The sequence below is a fragment of the Pantanalinema rosaneae CENA516 genome, assembly GCF_050753385.1.
GTDB lineage: Bacteria > Cyanobacteriota > Cyanobacteriia > Leptolyngbyales > Leptolyngbyaceae > Pantanalinema > Pantanalinema rosaneae.
The window spans coordinates 81,332-99,370 of sequence record NZ_JBLZFZ010000020.1 but is presented as its reverse complement, the minus strand read 5'-3'; the positions used below and the strand labels follow the sequence as shown (position 1 = coordinate 99,370).

Sequence of the window (18,039 nt, the reverse complement as noted above, 5' to 3'; positions counted from 1 at the left end):
CCCTCTTGCTCTACCGCGATCGCTTGATTAGAGAGGGTTAAGAGAGGCAATGTTGTATCTCAGGTGGGCTGGATATAAATTTCTCGACAATGCCATAGTCAAAGACTATGGGTTCTTCTGTATAAGAGCAAATAGTCTTTTTTGTCGTTTCAATCAATTAAAGTAATGAAAGCAGGATGACTAAATTTAGAGTGAATTCCGCAAAGTTATATTGTGTGCGCTGTGTCACACTCTCTAATGTTATAAAGTGGCTTATCGGTTACAGTTCACTGATTGAAAGTAACCACTTAACCTTTGCACATTAAGCTAATGGAGCGCCGTCTTAACTTGAGTAAAGATGCTTAGAAATAGGAATTACATCACGATGTTTAGGCTCGTCTGACAGACCAGAGCGGCATATCTAGATCCTCGGAGCCGAGTTCCTTTTCAACTAGAGTTAACTCATAGCCCTGATCGATCAGGGCTTGGCGCAGGCGGCGGTTGGAGTTAAACAGTAAGATGGTGTTAAATCCCGGTGCGACTTGGAACCGAGCCGGATCGCTGACCAGTTGTAAAGCAATCCTCGGCTGTAACCAGTAGCTAAACGCGACGAGATCTACCGCCGGTCCATTACTGATCACCAACGGGTTGTGACTGGCGTTGATTACCTGAGCAGCAATGGGATAGTAGCCACAGCGAGAGGGTTGTTTATTCCACCAGACGATCGCCTGAGAACTGATGGAGCAGGCAATCACATTCACCGTGATCAGCATGATCAACACCACGCGCCAAAATTTTTGTTGCCCGGTTTTGACCCAGATCGCTTGAGTGGCAAATAGATATGCCAGAGCAATTTGCAGGCAAATAAAGGACGGTAGCAGGTAACGAATTCGGATCGATCGCTGACCACCGGCAATCAGATCTGGAACGGCTAACCCGAAGAATCCCACACCTGCGATCGCGAAGGGCAATAACCAGACTGAGCGGGAGGTACGACGGTACAGGTAATAAAAAGCATAACCTGCCAATGCGATCGGAATTAAACTGGCATAGTCCAAGGGTTGACCAAGTAACCCCTGGCTCAAATTGAGTCCCCATCGTTCTATCAATCGGATCGGGGCAAGATATTCTTTAAGAGAAATAGTAATGGTTTGTACCTGTTGCCAATCCCGCAATAGAATTTGTAACCAGGGCATAAACGCTAGCACTCCCAAACTGGTGGCTAGAGTGTAGCTGAAGAGAGTTTTATTGGGACGAAAATTTTCTATAACGGCAATATAAATAGCGTGGGCGATCGCCACCAGAATGAATAATAATTGGGTATACAATCCTGTGGCGATCGTAATGGCATAGGTGAACCAACTGACTTGTGTTTTGGTACGCCTTGCCCATAACAACACCGCACTGGAGAGTAGAGTCATGACTACCCCTAAGCTATAGGGTCGGGCTTCCTGGGCATACAAGACCTGGAGCGGGGCAATGGCAACTAACGCGATCGCCAACCAGGCAACGGCTGGTGCTGTAAACAATTCTTGACACAACCAGAAGAGACTGGGAAAGATTAACAGACTAATGAGAGCGGGTAAACTCCGCATGGTAGCGATCGAGTAACCAAACCAGTTCACCCATTGCCGCGCCATCAAAAAATATAGGGGGGAGTGTTCGGCATTGCCTTGTAAGGCGGTTACGGTATCATCCCAGCCGCGATCAGGATCAGGACGCTGAAATTGTTGTAGATCGGCAGCCGTGATCACCTTGCCAGTAAATAGCGTGTCAACGACTTCCGTTTTGGTATAGCCCAGCACTCGTAGGGAGGTGTGGGTTTCATCCAGCCAATACAGCTTGCGATCGAGGTGATAGAAGCGGAACAAGATGCCGAGTACCAGCAACCCAATCACCACATAGCGCCACCATTGCGGGAGAATTTTCCAGGTTGCTCCCTCGATCCGTTCCATAGTTTTGTTGCTGTCCAGACGTTGCACAGATCACCGCCCAGAGCTTACAGCATTTTGATCACTCGGGTAAAGCACTTAACGATACAAACATCCGGCAACCGCAAACCTGGAGATTACCCTAGAATTGCTCCAGGTTTGCTGATCGCCGGAGCTATGCCGACTCGCACTAAGCCCGCCGCGCAATTTAGTCGTCACTCTAAATCACGCATCATCATCGTGGGCAAAGCGGTTGTAGAGGAAGTCGAGGGCATAGTTCCGTAATTCGTAATACTCCGGGTCTTCCATAATCCGGGTGCGATCGCGGGGACGCGGGAAGGGAATCGTCATGATTTCCCCAATTTTGGCAGCCGGCCCATTGGTCATCATCACCAGACGATCGGCTAAAAATAGGGCTTCATCAATGTCGTGGGTAATCATCAACACGGTGCAACGGTGATCCTGCCAGATTTTCAGCAATTCTTCTTGTAGTTCTTCTTTGGTGATCGCATCCAACGCCCCAAACGGTTCATCTAAAATCAGCAATTCCGGACGAATCGATAAAGCCCGCGCGATCGCGACCCGTTGTTTCATCCCCCCGGAAATCTGGGTGGGTTGTTTCTCGGCTGCTTCACTTAGCCCCACCATTGCCAGGTGTTCCCGGACAATTTCCCGCTTCTCAGCGACGGATTTATTGGGATAAACAGAATCGACTGCCAGGTAGACATTTTCAAACACCGTTAACCAGGGGAGGAGGGCATAGTTTTGGAATACCATCATGCGATCGGGCCCAGGGCCTTGAATCGGTTTGCCGTTCAGGGTGACGCTTCCAGTAGTGGGTTGGTTGAAGCCCGAAACCATATTCAACAGGGTGGATTTGCCACAGCCTGAGTGACCAATTAAACAAATGAATTCACCTTCAGCGATAGTTAAATTGACTCCATCCAGGACAACAAAATTACCTTTCGCAGTGGGATAAACTTTGGAGAGTTCTTTGATGACAAGAAACTGATCAGATGTTGGTTTAACCTGAGGCTTTAAAGTAGTTGTAAGAGATGGCATAGGGAACGACAAATGAGGTTGATGGATTTGGTCAGGTATAGCAGTTATAGGATGAGATTTCTGGGTGGAAGCTGGCACATCAAGGGGTGGTGTCATGATGATTTCAGGGGGGTGATGAATCAGGGACTGGAAAAGAGATTGCCGATGGCTGGTGACGATCGGCAATCCCGGTAGCAGTGATATCAGGCAACACGAGGGGAACGGCTATCAATGATCACTTCCGCCACACTGAAATCCCGTTTGATTTCGAGGCTGTTCAGGTAAGCGATCGGGTCATCGTCGGACTTGAACACGGTGCCGTCAAAGAATCGGATTGGGCCCCGGCTGTAGGAACTATCCAGTAGTCCTAATTCCCGCGCGGCAATGCTAAAGACACTGACTCGACAGGTGCGCTCTAGAATCTCCATCCAGTTACGAGGGAAGGGCGTATCCCCCCAACGAGCCAATTGGGTCATCGTCCACAGAGTCTCAGTGCGGCTGGGACGGTTCATGCCTTCGCCATAGAACGCATGGTGGGCATACTCCCGCATTGGTTGAGCGAGATCGCAGGTAAAGGCATTGGGATCACCGAGATGCACATAGTCCATACTGGTGCTGACATAATCGCGTCCCGCCACGATTCGGCGAATTTCCTCGGCATTGGCAGGATCGGCGCAATAGTGGCAGGCTTCCAGCAGGGCTTTTACCAGAGCAATATGGGTATTGGGATAGGCCGCCGCCCAATCTTCCCGAACTCCTAACACTTTCCCAGGGTGTCCCTGCCAGATTTCCAAATCAGTAGCAACCGTGAAGCCGACTCCTTCCATCGCCGCTCGCAGGTTCCAGGGTTCCCCGACGCAATAGCCATCGATCGTGCCCGATCGCAGATCTGCCACCATCTGAGCCGGAGGAATGGTTTTCAGTTGCACATCCCGATCGGGATCAATGCCCCCAGCCGCTAACCAGTAGCGCAATAACAGGTTGTGCATAGAAGAGGGATGCACCATGCCCAGAGTATGCCGTTGCTCGGTAGACTCCAGCAACATGCGCTTGAAGTCCGTTGCACTGACCACTCCTTGCTCATAGAATTTATGTGCCAGGGTGATCGCATTACCGTTGCGGGTCATGGTCAGGCTGGTGACGGTCGGGAGGGGGGTATTATTGTGTCCGCCTAAGGTCAGCCAGACCGGCATCCCTGATGGCATTTGCGCTGCATCAAGATAACCACCGGCAATGCCATCGACAATCCCCCGCCAACTGGCTTCCCGCACCAGGTTCACTTCATCTAAGCCATGTTTGGCAAAGAAGCCTTTTTCTTTGGCGATCGCCACGGGCGCACAGGCGGTAAGTGGGACAAAGCCGATGTCCAGATTCACCTTCTCCAAGCCATGACGGGCAACCACCGCCGTCTTTTTCGCCCGAAGTTTTTTGATCCGCTTTTGCTGATTGAGGAAGTAGATAATTTCACTCCGCAAGCTGTAATAACTGGGGTGTTTCACCACTTCCATGCGTTTGCGGGGACGGGGAATATCTACTTCTAGAATGCCGCCAATTTGTGACCCAGGGCCGTTAGTCAGCATGACAATGCGATCGCTGAGGAGGACAGCTTCATCGACATCATGCGTCACCATCACGGCGGTAACTTGATTTTCTTCGCAAATCTGCATCAGTTGTTCTTGCAGATTGCCACGAGTTAAGGCATCCAACGCGCCAAACGGTTCATCCAGCAGTAACAGCTTGGGACGAATGGCTAGGGCTCGCGCGATCGCTACCCGTTGCTTCTGACCGCCGGATAACATCCCCGGTGGCTTCTCGGCATGGGGCTGTAAGCCCACCATTTTAATGTGTTGTTCGACAATCTGTTGCCGTTCGTTTGGGGCTAAGTGTGCTAACACTTCGTCAACGGCGAGAGCAATATTTTCTCGTACCGTCAGCCAGGGCAGCAGGGAATAGTTTTGGAATACCACCATCTTGTCGGGCCCGGGACGTTGGATCGTGTTGCCATCCAGTAATACGACTCCTTCAGAGGGCATATCCAACCCAGCAATCATGTTGAGTAAGGTGGACTTACCACAACCAGAGTGCCCAATTAAGGAAATGAATTCTCCTTTTTGAATCTCTAAACCAATGCCTTTGAGGGCCAGATAGGAACCCCCGTTGGACAGGGAAAACACCTTATCGATATTGTCTACCGCTACAAATGCAGTCATGGCTGTGATGGGATGAGTGAATAATGAACAGAGCCAGGAAATGAGGTGAGATTAATGCTTAGCTTTGAGGCAAGATCTGGCGTTGAATCCAGGCGACAAAGCGATCGAGGATTAAGCCCACACCGCCGATGTAAATCACGGCTAGAATCACTTCACTCACATAGTTTTGTTGGTAAGCATCCCAGATGAAGAAGCCAATGCCAACCACACCCGACATGACAATTTCAGCCGCAATAATCGCCAACCAGGCAAGACCGATCGCAATCCGTAATCCCGTGAAGATATAAGGTAAAGCAGAGGGAATCAGAATCTTGAAGAAGTATTTGCGCGGTGAGATTTGCAACACGCGTGCCACATTCTTGTAATCATCAGGAATCTGTTGCACACCGACTGTGGTGTTAATCAAGATCGGCCAGATCGCGGTAATGAAAATTACGAAGATGGCAGCGGTTTGGACGTTTGGCAAGGCAATTAAGGTAATGGGAACCCACGCCAGAGGGGCGATCATCCGCAGGAATTGGAACAGGGGATCGAGCGCTTTGTTAATTTTGGGTTGCGTCCCGACCAGGATGCCTAAGCCAATGCCCACGATCGCCGCCAGACTATAACCTAAGGCAACCCGCTTGAGGCTTTCCAGGGTTTGCCAGAATAAGCCTTTATCTAACCCACCCCGATCCATAAACGGATAGAGCAACAATGTCCGGGTGTTTTTATCGGTAATGATCGAACTAGGTGGGGGTAGTTTGGTGATACCGGACATGGATATAAGTTGCCAAATGGCGATAAAGCCAATGACTCCCAACAGGGGTAAGAAAATATTGTCGCCGTTCTTCTGCCAAAACGATTTCAATGATCCGGAAAAGTTGGTTCCAGGTGTCCGAGTTTGTGCGTTTGCCACCATGAGTTAAGTGCTCCAAGTTTTAGAAGTGCTGAGGGAATGAAGGAATTAAGCGCGTTTGATCTGTAAACTTGCCAGGTAAGCGGACGGCTGCTCGGGGTCAAACTGAATGCCATCAAAGAATTTCTCAACTCCGCGAGAGGTGTTACTGGGGATATCTGCCGCCGCAATCCCCGCTTCTTTCGCCGCTTCCCGCCAGAGGTCTTCCCGATTGACGCGATCGATTAACTGTTTTGCCGTATCAAAATCTTTAATCGCACCATTATGGAAATTCCAGCGCATTGTTTCCGTCAGGAACCAGAGATCGTGGCTCTTATAGGGATAGGACACATTGCCAATATCATCCTTCCAGTACAAAGGACTGCTCTTGAAGTTGTTGACTTCCGGTTGCCCATCGCCCATCGCATACTTGCCTTCGTAGGGCGGTGTGATGACTTGGGCGGGCACATTAAAGTAACTCCGTCCTGCCACAATCTTAATCAGTTCTGGGCGGTTCTCTGGGCGATCGCACCATTGTTGCGCTTCCATCACCGCTTTCAGAATTGCTTTTGTCGCTTTGGGATGCTTATCCACCCAATCGGCACGAATTGCCAGATACTCTTCCGGGTGGAACTGCCAGATTTGCTCGGTCAATGCCGCCATGAAGCCAATGTCATCCGATACAATCCGGTAGGGCCAGGGGTCGCCGGTACTGAAGGCATCCATACTACCTGTCCGCATGCCTTGAACGGTTTCGGCGGAAGGCACAGCCAGGAGATCAATATCGCGATCGGGGTCGATTCCACTCGCTGCAAACCAATAGCGAATCCAAAAATCCTGGTTCACATTGGGGAAGGTATGAGCCGCTTTAAACTTTCTGCCTTCCGTCTTTTCAAAGGCTTTGATGTAGTCCGGGTTGCTAATTTTCAGGTTAATGCCCTTGCCCTGATTTTTGCCTGAAATGGCAATGCCATTCCCCTGGGTGACTAATTGCGCCAGCACATACATCGGCATTTTTCTGCCATTGGTAATGATGCCTTCACTAATTAAGTGGGGCATGGGCATTTGCCACTGACCGCCATCAATCCCACCCCCTTCTGAGCCAATCACCACGTTGTCCCGCGCCGATGCCCAGTTGGCTTGCTTGGAAATCTCGACATTGGGCATGCCGTATTTGGCAAAAAAGCCTTTTTCCTTGGCAATGATTAATGGAGCCGATTCAACAATCGGAATAAATCCTAATTTAATGGTTGTGACTTCGGGCGTTTCACCACTGGCAACATTGACAGCGGGAGCCGCAGACGGGCTTTGTTGTCCTGTACTAGCCTCATCGGGTGGGTTGCCTAAGCAACCTTTGAGAAATACAGCGCTGATTGCTGAAGCCCCTACGGTCGTAACAAACTTACGCCGAGACAATCTAGAAAATTCTGACATAAAACCTCCTGTACTCCCCCGACATGAGGAGTGGTGAATGGGATAGGTGAATGTGACGAAAAACTTTGAGCGAACCTATTTAAGACTGAACACTGAACGGCAACCTGCAACCAGGTACTTAAACCAACAGCATTTTTGTCTTAGTGACGAACAATGAGGTCAGTTGAATGGGGTATTCAGCTAACTTGTAAGTTAGTGTAGCGGGTTTCACGCCTAAAAAGTTGGTTTTGAACGCTAAAGATTAAATAGATCTTAAATAGCATCTATAAGTAGATATTGAGGTGTGGCGGTTTAGAGGCAATACATCATAGATCAAAGTCTATAGAGGTGGTTAGTATCGCTGAAGCTGGGGTGAACTAGACATTTCAAGCAACACGTTTAGCGAGTATTTCTTAATCAGGAAAAAATAGCTTTAAAGCTTAAAGTCCTTGCTATAGCTCTATTTTCTTACCCAGCTTCCTCATTTATAGTGGCTACGAAACTGAATCATTACTTCGATCGCACTTCAGTTGAGCAAACGGTCTATGATAAATTTTTTTACACTTTTACCTGTTAGGTACTCCTAAAAATTAGTTCTTAAATCATGACTAAATGCTTAATCTTTAACCTGGAAAGCTTCTCAATCAGCTAAATAATTGATGATTCTCTATGGTTGCGATTACAGCTAATCTAAAAATGGCTCTATTTCCTGATCAAGGCAGCATCAATTAAGGTGGAAGAAATTCTAGCAGGTCAGCCTATGTGGAGTTGGATTCGTGATGGGGTGCAACGATCGATGTCTGCACTCGCCTTCAGCTTGATTGCCGTCTCCAGTTCGGGAGCGATCGCGGCAGCAAATCCCTTATCTGAAGGGCAACGGTTTGCGGATTGGTGCGATCGACGATCGACGCTGCCAGCCGATACGCAATATACGATTCAGTTGCTATTGGCGATCGCGGGTACAGAAGACTGTCAGACTGCCGAGCAGCATCTCTCTACCCAAATCGTTCTGAATCTGAGTAATAGTCAACTGGCGGATCTGCGTCCATTAGCGGCTTTGACGCAACTGCAAGGACTGGCTCTGAGTAGTAACCAGATTGTTGATCTCAGTCCCCTGGCGAATTTGACGAACCTGACGGAATTGGCGTTAGATGTGAATCGGATTGTGGATTTGCAGCCGTTGTCTCGGTTAACTAAGTTGCAATTGCTGACTCTGGATACCAATCAAATCACCAATCTGCGATCGTTGGCTGGGCTAACCAATCTGACGCACCTGGCTCTATATGACAATCAAATTCAAGATCTGAGTCCGTTAGCCACCCTGACGAAACTGACCCATCTCCGACTATTTCGCAATCGCATTACCGATCTGCGACCCTTAGCGAACCTGAAACAGTTAGAATACTTGTCGCTGCATGAGAATCAAATTACCGATGTGCAGCCCCTGGCTGGCTTAACCAACCTCAAAACTCTATTACTGTTTGAAAACCGCATTACCAATATTCGGGCGTTAGCGACATTGACTCAACTGGAACGGTTAGTGTTGTTTGAGAATCCGATTACGGATATTCAGCCCTTAGCGGGATTATTTAATTTAACCGAGTTATCGTTGGGTAATACTCAAGTCGCGGATCTGTCGCCCCTGACAGGATTACAGCAGTTGACCCACTTAGATTTATTTAATACATCGGTGGCTGACCTGAGGGCGATCGCGTCCTTAGAAAATCTGGTCCACCTCGATTTATTTAATACGTCAGTGTCAGATCTCAGTCCTCTGACCGCTCTGGAGCAATTAAAACAGCTTGATGTTCGCGAAACTCCCCTGTCCCAAAAATCCTGTCCAGTGCAACCCAGTTCGATCTGTCGGTTCTGAGGGGATTGCGATCGCTGCCCATTGCCCCTGGTTCACTTTTCCGGTGAAATAAGATGTGCAGAGAATTTATTGAGCCTAGTTTGATTACATAGGGGTTGGGAGAGAACCATGGTGAATCATCGTTTATCAGGATTGTTTGCCGCCGGAGTTGTGCTGTTAGCGGCTTGTACACCGTCTGACTCGGGCACACCTGGGGATACCGCCAGTCCGGGAGCGGCTGAACAGACCAGTGCCAGCCGTAATAGCGGGAGTGCGATCTCGATCGGGGTTGGGGTAGCCCAAACCAGTAATGTGGCGTTATTGGGGCAGGAGCAGGTTGCGGGCGCTAAAATTGCTGAAAAATACTTCAATGATCAAGGAGGGATTAACGGCACACCCATTCGCCTGGTGTTTCAAGATACGGCAGGGGATGAGCAGGGGGCGATTAATGCCTTCCAGACGTTGATTACTAAAGACAAAGTCGTGGGGATTGTCGGGCCTACCCTGTCTCAGCAAGCCTTTAGTGCCGATCCGATCGCCGATCGGGCAAAAGTGCCTGTGCTAGGACCTTCTAATACAGCAAAAGGGATTCCCCAGATTGGTGATTTTGTGGCGCGGGTATCGGCTCCGGTGGCGGTGGTGGCTCCTAACTCAGTCAAAGCCGCTTTAAAGATTGATCCCAATATTAAGAAAGTGGCAGTGTTCTTTGCCCAAAATGACGCGTTTAGCAAATCGGAAACCGAAATCTTTCAACAAACTGTTAAGGATCAAGGGTTAGAGGTGGTCACGGTACAGAAGTTTCAAACCACCGATACCGATTTCCAGACCCAGGTAACGACTGCCCTAAACTTAAAGCCTGATCTGGTGATTATTTCAGGGCTGGCAGCCGATGGCGGTAATCTAGTACGACAGCTCCGAGAGTTAGGCTACAAAGGATCGATTATCGGTGGTAATGGGTTAAATACTTCTAATATTTTTTCGGTTTGCAAGGCATTATGTGATGGGATTTTAATTGCTCAAGCCTATAGTCCTGAACATCCAGGCGACATTAACAAAGCCTTTCGAGATGCCTATTTTGAGCAGTATAAAAAAGAGCCACCTCAATTCAGTGCCCAGGCATTCGCTGGAGTCCAGGTGTTTGTAGAAGCCCTGAAGACGGTTGATCAACAGAATAAAGTAGCTCAAAAGCCTCTAGGAGACTTGCGAGTAGCATTGAATCAACAGGTATTGGCGGGTAACTACAACACTCCGTTAGGAGAGATTTCGTTTACCCCGGAAGGTGAGATTGTCCAGAAAGAGTTTTATGTGGCACAAATTAAGATGGAGCCAGATGGTAAGAATGGTAAATTTACCTTTTTGAAGTAAATAGTCGAGATTGCCTTACGATCGAGGAATTCCCTTGTGGCAGAGTGTTTCACAGGAACATAATGGCAAGGGATTTCCTGAGAGTAAATTAATTACGGCAACTACTACTTCATTATTTCTAAAAATGTTGTTTTATAGAGAAAGGAGAAGTCTCATGCGACTAGCTTGATGTTTGTTCTGAAACTTTCGTTAAAGAATATTGAGGACGAACATTAACCTGGCGTAAGTGATGTGAGCCACTCTTTCATCGGCGCGATCGCCCCCGCCAAAAGAATGCCTTTGCAAGTCATCTCTGGTCACAGCGCCTCTTGACGACGGAGATTCCAACGTGGGTATAGATGTATCACTGTCCTGTAATAGTCCTCACCAGCGTATGACTCGACCACCTCTAATTCTGGTCGTTGATGATAATGAGGATCATCTCCTTTTAGTGCGCTATGTTCTGGAGAGTCTGGAGTTTGAATTTATTGGTGAAACCGATAGTCAGGTGGCATTGCAGATTGCCAAAAGCCATTGTCCAGATTTAATTTTGTTGGATATTATGTTGCCGACGCTGAGTGGACTGGAAGTGATCCAATACTTACAAGCCGATCCCCTGACTCAGGAGATTCCCGTGATTGCTGTGACCGCCCTGGCTCGCAAAGAAGATCGGGAACGAATGTTACAGGCGGGATTTGTAGACTACATCAGTAAACCTTACATGTTGGATGAGTTAGAAGCGGTGATTCAACGGCAGTTAAGCTCAATCAAAGCTAGTGATTTGACAGGTTAGTCTGCTTGGGTCTGTGCCACCTGCCCATCCCGATCGTCATTCGTCTGATGGCGGTGTTTTGACTTGGGAATTGACTCAGGATTGCGAACCTGTGGGGTTCTATCCAATACCGCGATAATGCCGGTTCTACCCGTTTCCAGGGTGGAATTAGCCATGATATCTAGCACCTCAGTGCTGAGAATCGACGCGATCGTGTTTTTTAGTTGAGCTTGCATGGCTGAATTTAGATCGGCTCTGACTTGTTCAACTAAAGCTTCCTGTCCTTCTTTTTGGAGCAGTTGCTCGGGCTGAGTAATCGAGTCTTCGATCACGATCGCTAGTTTTTCATCGAATAACTGACACGTCACTTTACTGGGACGATGCCCCAAGCGTTCGTAATAAAGGGCTTGAATTTGTTGGGACAGGCTACGCTCTAGCTGTCCTACACTCATAACCATGGTATTCATGACAATTCAGACTTAACATCAATGTAAATGATGATTGATTCGCTAAAAGTGATGAGCAGGACTATCACTCAAAATATGAATAGTAATATAGATGCTACTAACTTGAAGTGAGAGATTTCGATATAACTTTGATTTATGAAACTACCTAAATGTAACGAATTGGCTTTGGTGTAAGCAGCTATCGGAGGGGAGATTTTTAGTTCGATCCGGCTCTAACATGCGATGGAGCGCACTTACTCATAATCGGAAAATATCGGCAAACACCGCTTTAGGCTCCACAATGCGGCGGGGATCGGGGGAGTCATACACCACCATGAGGGCATCATCGTAGCCCAGGCAAGGTACTACGACTAAGCCTTCGGCATGATCACTGCCGATCGTGAAGGGTAAATCAAACAACAGCTTTAGCTCTCCAGATTCAAGGCTAGAAAGGCTATCCCCTGAGCGATCGAGAATATGCTTCAGGCAGAAAACCTGCATAGCTCCTTCGAGTGCCATAGTGGGACCTGCCAGGATAATTAAATGATTCCCGTGTAGGCAAATTTCGCGGACTCCTAAGCCATGTAAATTGACAAAATGCTTGTGATAAAGCTGTTTATTCTTACCAATTTTCTTCAGCCCCAGGATACCCGGCTCAATTTCTTTCACGGCAATTTCTAACACGATCGCCCATCCGCGTAACACCGGACCCCGTAATCCCAGAAAGATGCGATCGTCGTGAACGGCTAATCCTTCAATATCCAACCCGTTTTCTTTACTGGGAATGGGATTGGTTAACCATACACCCAGATGCGGATCATCCTTCAGCGCTTCGGTCAGCAGATTGCCGTCCTCGGTATATTGCAATCGGGCGGCGGTTAATGGCTGTTGCTCAGATTTAGGATGGGCACACTGTTGCTGTAATTTGCCATCCACCACAGGAATTCGCGCGATCACATACCGATTCAGTTCGGTTTTGATTTTAGCCAACCGCTCCATGTCCCTTTGAGCATCTTTGCCCTTGGCTTTAGACCGTTTTGGACTATGGGAGCCGGTTAACCAGAGGTAGGAATTGTCATAACTCAATCCCTCGATATCAATTTCGGTATCTGGTTCACGCAAGTCAATAAAATCACTGATCTTAAAGGGTTGATGCTGCCCAAAAATATAAGGTTTGATCTCGGTTAAGCGCTCGATCGTATTTACTTCGTCGGAGCCAATCCACAGGTGTTGATCTGGGGTGACAGTGATGGCTGAAATCTCGTTCAGCACTGCTTCTGCTCCCTGTTCAAATTGGAGTAACGCCCGACTGAGTAAGAATGGGTAGGACATAGGTGGAGAAACTGAAAATAAAGGACTGCGTAAGGTTACTCATTATCAGAGTATCTTACCCAGTCCATGCTTCTGTACGTGATCAAAGCTGAGTGATCCTTAGGTGCCGACCGCTAGACCTCCAGCGATCGCGGCGGCTGTAGCTGAAGTCAGGGCGGTAGCAAACAACCACCAGGACGCGGTTGCGGCAGCTTTACGGGTTTCTTCCGTCTGTTCCTGGACTTGATGTTTCAAGTCATCCAGACGACGTTGCACCTGTTGTTGCACCCGTTCTGCTCGATGGAGAACACTGTTCCGAACCCGTTCAACCTGGTGAATGATATGTTCCGCATCTGCTTCAGAGATATCTTCCCGTGAGCTGAGTAAGGCAACGAGTGTCCCGCGATCGAATTGCGATAGGCGATCGCGCAGGGCTTCAAATCCGGCTTCTGGATCGTCGAATAGGGTACGCAGATCTTGCTTGATCCCGTCATAGTTCAACTCGGGACGTTCTAGTGAGTTGAGGTAGTTGCGAATTCTGGCGGTGATGGAATCCAGTACCGATTGAATGCGTTGTTGCACTGCCCGAACTTGCTCCAGGGCTTGATCCCGGACTGCCAATACCTGATCCACAATCTGATTGGCTTCTGCTTCGGTCATATCTTTGCGTTGGGACAGCAGTGCCACGATCGTGGAGCGGTCAACGTGCGCCAGTCGATCGCCCAGGCGTTCTACCCCTAATCGAGGATCATTCAGTAATAGCTGTAAGTCTCGCTTAATCCCGTCTGGGTTAAGTTCAGCTTTGCCGGTGTTGCGCAAGTAGTCTTCTAACGCGGTTCTGAAGTCATTCAATTGATTCTGCGTCCGCACTGCCAAACGGCGAGGCGCTTGCAGCACTTGTTGGATCGTATTTTGCACCTGATCCACAACTTGGTTTGCTTCTGCTTCGGTCATATCCTGCCGTTGGCTTAGCAGTTGTACCAGACTCTCGCGATCGAGATGGCTAATCCGTTCCCGCAGGGCGATCGCCCCAATCTGTGGATCGCTTAACAGCATCTTCAGATCCCGTTGAATCCCCTCCGGATTTAGTTCGGCTCGACCCGTATTCCGCAGGTAATCGGAGATCGTGGTCATCAGCTTATCGTACTGATGACTGACGGTAGCTGCCACCATTTGGGGAACATGGGTGACTTGAGTCCAGTTTCTTTCAACCTGATCAATGATCTGATTGGCTTCAGTGGCGCTTAAGTCCTGCCGTTGGCTTAACAGTTGCACCAACGTATCGCGATCGAAATGGGAGAGTCGCGCCCGAATGTCATGCATACCCGTTTGGGGATCGGAGAGCAGCGTTTTCAGATCCCGCTCAATGCCGTCTGGATTTAATTCCGCTTTACCCGTGTTCCGCAGGTAATCTTCCACCCGTTGCCATTGGTTGGTGACGCGGGTTTTCACTCCCTGTTGCACACTTTCTGAGTCTGACAGGGTCAGATGAAAGACCCGCTCTAGTTCCGTTGCCACTTGTTCAACTTCTAGTGGTGTTAGATCACCCCGTTGATTCAGGAGTCCTGCTAATGTGCCGCGACCATAGGGTAAGAATCGTTCCCGTAGGCGAGTGGCATCCACATCTGAGTCTTCCAGGATCGGTTTGAACTCTCGGTTTAAAGCGGCTGTGTCTAATAAGGTTGCACTGGAAGTTGTGCGCAGGAATCGTTCAATCTGTACCTGTAGGGCGCGGGCTTTAATGCGTTCTTCCTGTCCGGTTACTTCCTTCAACACATCGCGTCGAACTGCCTCCAGTTCCCGTGAGATGGTATGAATTTCATCCTGGGTAAATACGCCTCGGGATTGCAAGAGTTGCTCAAATTCCGAGCGGTTGAGTTGTTCTAGTTCATGACGAACTAATGTTGCATTGGCGCTGGGATCATAAAGCACTTGCGGAAAATCCCGGCGGATTGTCTCAGAGGTCATTTGCCAGGAATAAGTGTTCAGCAAATAGTTTTCGACATCGGCTCGAATCACACTAGGAGGTGTATTCACTGGCTGACTACTCGTGGCGATCGTTACCACTTTATCCGCTTGATCCGTGACTTGATCCCGGGCAGATTTTAATTGGTTCAGGATGCGATCGACATCAAAATCATTCAGGTCAAGTCGTCCCAGGGCAACGCCCATCAAGCCGTTGAGGAATTGCGTAAAGCCACCGGAGCTATTATCGGGTTGCCGTTGCTGTCGTAGTTCATTGACGAGTTGATCTAACCGTTGTTCTACCCCACCAGAGAACAACTGATTAGGACTGGCGGATTTAATATAGTCCACCAACTCGCGCATTGGATCGGGTTTACTAACCTTGCGAACCGTTTGTTGCCAGGCATCTTCCAGTTGATCGGCAATTCGATTTACTTCCCGCTTCGATAGGTCACTACGACTGCTGACCAGTTCCACGATCGCGGCGCGGTCAATTTTGCGGAGGCTATCCGGATCAGCCACATTCATCAGTTCGGGATCATTCAGCAGGTTCTCAAACTCCCGCCGAATCCGACCCATATCCAGTTCTGCCGGACGCAGTTTTGCCAAATAATCTTCTAAATTTTCCCGTAGTGTTTCCGGGTCAATTCCGGCAGTCAGTTCCCGGCGGACGGCGATGGCAGCCGCTTCGGCGGTAGAAATGATTTGATCTCGGGCGACTTTAGCCCCGAATGCGGCTGAAGCTGTACCGACGATCGACTGGAATCCCGAAACGGCAGCATTCACGACAGAACCGATCAAGGAACCCACGGTGGTGGAACTGATCCAAACCAGTAAACAAAAATAGGTGCCCCAGATGACTAAACCGACAATGCCACCCAGAACCACATTATTGATCAGGCTGAGTTTAACGGCTAATAGGCAGGCAACAAACAAGGCAATGCTCACGGTGACTAGCGTCCAGATCCCGATCGCGGTGCCAATTTTACGAATACCACCTCCATTCCCAGAGTCGTGACTATCGGAGTCTGATTTCGCACCTAAATAAGAGATGCCTGCGGCGACTGACAGGTTGGTCAGGAGCAATTGGAAACCAAACGCCAAGACTAACCCTGCGACTAAGGCTACAAAGAAGCGTGGCCCCGAAAAAAATAGGGCTGCCTGTTCCGGGGTTTGAAAGCCTTGAACAACAGCTTGTGCTATCCATAAATGTGGGTCTGCTAGACCCAACAGCATGTTTCCGTTCTGAAGCATGGTTTTCCCTTAGTTACTGTGTGTTCGTCAATATCAAATAGACTGCCGCGATCGCTGTGCAGCCACGATGGTGTGCCTCAACACGGACTGTGAGACCACCAAAGCATGATTTGTTTAGTACCAATTTGAGATGATGCTTACTACATTTATGCAGGTGAAAGGAGAAATGAACTCATTGGTCTATCTCACTCAGGTAAGAATAGTGTTGCTTTCTCCAAGTTGAAGTAATTCAATTGAACGCTGTTTTATTCCTTCAGGAATCTTTCTGAAGAGGTAACTGATTGCTGAACCTACTCTGCTAATGGATATAAACCTGTGAAATAGCCAGTTGTAGAGCGTTGGAGTAGGTATTTGCAACGATCAAGCAAAGGTGAGGTAAATTCCCCAAATTTCTACCTAAAGGTCATGCTTCTTTCAAGAAACCTATCCTTGGATAGATCTCGCCGTTATCCAAAGATGGATTTAGTCCTGCATGATTAAGCATACTGGTGTAACCATAGCGTCTACTTGTGCCTTACAGCCGTTATCGGATGAATAAACCACAGTGAAGATGGGGAATGGGGAGTGGGGAGTAGGGAATGGGGTGGTTTAACCAAGTGAAAATTGCTGTCAACTCCAGTTGTCGGCAATTTTGCTTCTGGGTTAGAGCGAGGAACCAGTGTGGGGCTGGGAGTCGCTTATAACAACCGTTTTGATTGTAGGAAATTGCTAACAACGACTTTGATATCCTGAAGTTCACCTTCCACTAAGTAATTCATTTGTCGCATTTCATCGGCGGAAATTAGCCCCCTCAAGGGAGCGATCGCCGTCTGAATTTGGGGATATTTTTGTAACGTTGCCTGACGTATCAAGGGGACGGCTTCATAGGGCGGGAAGTAACGGCGATCGTCCTTAAGTACCACCAAACCCAGACGGGCAATTTGTCCATCGGTAGAATTTCCGGCGATAAAATCTACCTGATGTTGCATGAGGGCGCGGTAAATTAAACCTAAATCCATTACCTGGGGTGGTTGGGCAAATTGCAAATTGTAGGTTTTTGCCAATCCGGGAAACCCATCTTCCCGCTCCAAAAACTCATAGCCAAATCCGGCTCGCCATTGGGGAGTATATTGGGCGGCTTGAGATAGGGTTTGAATCTGATGCGTTTGGGCATCTTCCCCCCGAATCATCATGGCAAAGGTATTTTCAAAGCCCAATGACGGCAACACCGTAATGGCATGTTTAGCATAGAGGGACTGTAAGCGCCGGTAGATTTCCTGGGGGTCGGAAATTGTCGGTTGTTTAAAGATCCCCGTGTAGGCTGTGCCTGTGTATTCCACATACGCGTCAATGTCACCACTGAGTAATGCTTTATGACTGACGAAGCCTACTAATCGCCGTCGATCGACTGTGAGATTAGTGTGGTGCTCAATTTGTTGTGCCAATAGCTCTTGCAGAATATCTTGCTCAGTAAAACCTTTGGAAGCAATCACTAAATTGGTTTGCCCTACTGAGGAAGATTGCGGTTGGCAATTCCCTAGCCCCAGTGTGAGGACGATCGCAATCAGAAATAGGCTGAAGAAGCGTTTCATAGTTCAGTTGGTGAACGTAATAACCCTGAGAAAAACCTAGCTTAAATGATTCCTTTATGCTGCTTAAGTAACT

At 48.5% G+C, this 18,039-nt stretch carries 12 protein-coding genes; 3 read left to right on the top strand and 9 right to left on the bottom strand.

The annotated features are described in order from the left end of the window. Positions 1-368: 368 nt before the first annotated feature. From ACN4EK_RS13935 to ACN4EK_RS13915, 5 genes are all read right to left on the bottom strand, one after another. Complete coding sequence (locus ACN4EK_RS13935) at positions 369-1,934, bottom strand: glycosyltransferase family 39 protein (RefSeq protein ID WP_431658542.1); 1,566 nt, start codon at positions 1,932-1,934, stop codon at positions 369-371. A 201-nt stretch (positions 1,935-2,135) separates the two neighbouring features. Beyond that, the gene (locus tag ACN4EK_RS13930) at positions 2,136-2,972 is read right to left on the bottom strand and encodes a nitrate ABC transporter ATP-binding protein (protein ID WP_431658541.1); all 837 of its coding nucleotides are present in this window, start codon (positions 2,970-2,972) and stop codon (positions 2,136-2,138) included. Between the two features lie 182 nt (positions 2,973-3,154). Further along, on the bottom strand, positions 3,155-5,161 hold the full coding sequence (locus tag ACN4EK_RS13925; protein ID WP_431658540.1) for an ABC transporter ATP-binding/substrate-binding protein: 2,007 nt from the start codon (positions 5,159-5,161) through the stop codon (positions 3,155-3,157). Between the two features lie 58 nt (positions 5,162-5,219). After that, positions 5,220-6,062 (bottom strand): nitrate ABC transporter permease, encoded by an 843-nt coding sequence (ntrB, locus tag ACN4EK_RS13920; protein WP_431658539.1) that lies wholly within the window; start codon positions 6,060-6,062, stop codon positions 5,220-5,222. A gap of 45 nt (positions 6,063-6,107) precedes the next feature. Continuing rightward, positions 6,108-7,472, bottom strand: a complete 1,365-nt coding sequence (locus tag ACN4EK_RS13915; RefSeq protein ID WP_431658538.1) for a CmpA/NrtA family ABC transporter substrate-binding protein — start codon at positions 7,470-7,472, stop codon at positions 6,108-6,110. A gap of 739 nt (positions 7,473-8,211) precedes the next feature. Here ACN4EK_RS13915 and ACN4EK_RS13910 point away from each other — a divergent pair. From ACN4EK_RS13910 to ACN4EK_RS13900, 3 genes are all read left to right on the top strand, one after another. Then, positions 8,212-9,324, top strand: coding sequence for a leucine-rich repeat domain-containing protein (locus ACN4EK_RS13910; protein ID WP_431658537.1), 1,113 nt, complete (start codon positions 8,212-8,214; stop codon positions 9,322-9,324). 108 nt (positions 9,325-9,432) lie between these two features. After that, positions 9,433-10,668, top strand: a complete 1,236-nt coding sequence (locus ACN4EK_RS13905) for an ABC transporter substrate-binding protein (protein ID WP_431658536.1) — start codon at positions 9,433-9,435, stop codon at positions 10,666-10,668. A gap of 373 nt (positions 10,669-11,041) precedes the next feature. Beyond that, the gene (locus ACN4EK_RS13900; protein ID WP_431658535.1) at positions 11,042-11,440 is read left to right on the top strand and encodes a response regulator; all 399 of its coding nucleotides are present in this window, start codon (positions 11,042-11,044) and stop codon (positions 11,438-11,440) included. On the opposite strand, the gene ACN4EK_RS13895 is transcribed toward ACN4EK_RS13900, so the two are convergent. The 4 genes from ACN4EK_RS13895 to ACN4EK_RS13880 form a co-directional block, all read right to left on the bottom strand. Next, positions 11,437-11,886, bottom strand: a complete 450-nt coding sequence (locus tag ACN4EK_RS13895; protein WP_431658534.1) for a Na-translocating system protein MpsC family protein — start codon at positions 11,884-11,886, stop codon at positions 11,437-11,439. The two genes, ACN4EK_RS13900 and ACN4EK_RS13895, sit on opposite strands and share 4 nt — an antisense overlap. Positions 11,887-12,123: 237 nt before the next feature. After that, positions 12,124-13,197 carry a DUF3616 domain-containing protein gene (locus ACN4EK_RS13890; protein WP_431658533.1) on the bottom strand — a complete coding sequence of 358 codons (1,074 nt, stop codon included), beginning with the start codon at positions 13,195-13,197 and terminating at the stop codon, positions 12,124-12,126. A 99-nt stretch (positions 13,198-13,296) separates the two neighbouring features. Then, positions 13,297-16,377, bottom strand: coding sequence for an MFS transporter (locus ACN4EK_RS13885; protein WP_431658531.1), 3,081 nt, complete (start codon positions 16,375-16,377; stop codon positions 13,297-13,299). Positions 16,378-17,072: 695 nt separating this feature from the next. Further along, on the bottom strand, positions 17,073-17,966 hold the full coding sequence (locus tag ACN4EK_RS13880; RefSeq protein ID WP_431658530.1) for a glycine betaine ABC transporter substrate-binding protein: 894 nt from the start codon (positions 17,964-17,966) through the stop codon (positions 17,073-17,075). Positions 17,967-18,039: the final 73 nt, after the last annotated feature.

What these genes read in the sequence shown, in the direction of transcription:
- ntrB (WP_431658539.1), bottom strand. Translation starts at nt 6,062, where the DNA reads ATGGTGGCAAACGCACAAACTCGGACACCTGGAACCAACTTTTCCGGA.
- ACN4EK_RS13880 (WP_431658530.1), bottom strand. Translation starts at nt 17,966, where the DNA reads ATGAAACGCTTCTTCAGCCTATTTCTGATTGCGATCGTCCTCACACTG.
- ACN4EK_RS13890 (WP_431658533.1), bottom strand. Translation starts at nt 13,197, where the DNA reads ATGTCCTACCCATTCTTACTCAGTCGGGCGTTACTCCAATTTGAACAG.
- ACN4EK_RS13935 (WP_431658542.1), bottom strand. Translation starts at nt 1,934, where the DNA reads ATGGAACGGATCGAGGGAGCAACCTGGAAAATTCTCCCGCAATGGTGG.
- ACN4EK_RS13885 (WP_431658531.1), bottom strand. Translation starts at nt 16,377, where the DNA reads ATGCTGTTGGGTCTAGCAGACCCACATTTATGGATAGCACAAGCTGTT.
- ACN4EK_RS13905 (WP_431658536.1), top strand. Translation starts at nt 9,433, where the DNA reads ATGGTGAATCATCGTTTATCAGGATTGTTTGCCGCCGGAGTTGTGCTG.
- ACN4EK_RS13930 (WP_431658541.1), bottom strand. Translation starts at nt 2,972, where the DNA reads ATGCCATCTCTTACAACTACTTTAAAGCCTCAGGTTAAACCAACATCT.
- ACN4EK_RS13900 (WP_431658535.1), top strand. Translation starts at nt 11,042, where the DNA reads ATGACTCGACCACCTCTAATTCTGGTCGTTGATGATAATGAGGATCAT.
- ACN4EK_RS13915 (WP_431658538.1), bottom strand. Translation starts at nt 7,472, where the DNA reads ATGTCAGAATTTTCTAGATTGTCTCGGCGTAAGTTTGTTACGACCGTA.
- ACN4EK_RS13925 (WP_431658540.1), bottom strand. Translation starts at nt 5,161, where the DNA reads ATGACTGCATTTGTAGCGGTAGACAATATCGATAAGGTGTTTTCCCTG.
- ACN4EK_RS13910 (WP_431658537.1), top strand. Translation starts at nt 8,212, where the DNA reads ATGTGGAGTTGGATTCGTGATGGGGTGCAACGATCGATGTCTGCACTC.
- ACN4EK_RS13895 (WP_431658534.1), bottom strand. Translation starts at nt 11,886, where the DNA reads ATGAATACCATGGTTATGAGTGTAGGACAGCTAGAGCGTAGCCTGTCC.